The organism is Epilithonimonas hispanica, assembly GCF_003385395.1.
GTDB lineage: Bacteria > Bacteroidota > Bacteroidia > Flavobacteriales > Weeksellaceae > Epilithonimonas > Epilithonimonas hispanica.
Genome location: NZ_QNUG01000120.1, coordinates 1 through 956, shown reverse-complemented (window position 1 = coordinate 956; position 956 = coordinate 1). Strand labels below are relative to the sequence as shown.

Annotated in this window: 1 tRNA gene and 1 rRNA gene; both read right to left on the bottom strand. The window is 46.3% G+C overall.

Annotated features, from left to right (window positions below):
- Window positions 1-730 (bottom strand): 23S ribosomal RNA (locus tag DRF58_RS18130); the annotation flags it as partial.
- Window positions 731-888: 158 nt separating this feature from the next.
- Window positions 889-956, bottom strand: a tRNA-Ala gene (locus DRF58_RS18125).

Genomic DNA, 956 nt, shown 5'->3' with positions numbered 1-956 from the left:
TTTCAACGTCAACCGGTTCGGTCCTCCACTTTGTGTTACCAAAGCTTCAACCTGCCCATGGGTAGATCACAAGGTTTCGCGTCTAATCCTACTAACTATGCGCCCTATTCAGACTCGCTTTCGCTCCGGCTCCGGACCTGAAGTCCTTAACCTCGCTAGTAAAATTAACTCGTAGGCTCATTATGCAAAAGGCACGCCGTCACACCTTATTGGTGCTCCGACCGCTTGTAGGCGTACGGTTTCAGGTTCTATTTCACCCTTCTATTCGAAGTGCTTTTCACCTTTCCTTCACAGTACTTGTTCACTATCGGTCTTTCAGGAGTATTTAGCCTTGGAGGATGGTCCCCCCATATTCAGACAGGATTTCACGTGTCCCGCCCTACTCATTTATCATCTTAATATACCTTTCGAATACCGGGCTATCACCGTCTACGGCTGTTCTTTCCAGAACATTCTTCTAAATATATAAAGACTTTTGGGCTAATCCGCTTTCGCTCGCCACTACTTACGGAATCTCTTCGATTTCTTTTCCTCAGGGTACTTAGATGTTTCAGTTCTCCTGGTTTGCTCCCATTGCTGGGTGACATATCTTCAATATGCCGGGTTGCCCCATTCGGACATCTCGGGATCAATTCGTGTGTGCCGATCCCCCGAGCTTTTCGCAGCTTACCACGTCCTTCTTCGCCTCTGAAAGCCTAGGCATCCGCCATACGCCCTTAACGATTTCTTTCCTATTTTTAGGTTACTCAAGCGCTTGTTTGCGCTCGGTTTTCTCTTTGTGATGTCTTTACCGTTAATGTCAATGATCTTTATTTCTTTTTAGTCATCTGATGAACAATTGTCGTTTTTGGCTCCAATCGTAACTTTTAAATCAAACTCCTAAAACAGTGGAGAATAAGGGAGTCGAACCCTTGACCTCCTGCGTGCAAGGCAGGCGCTCTAGCCAGCTGAGCTAA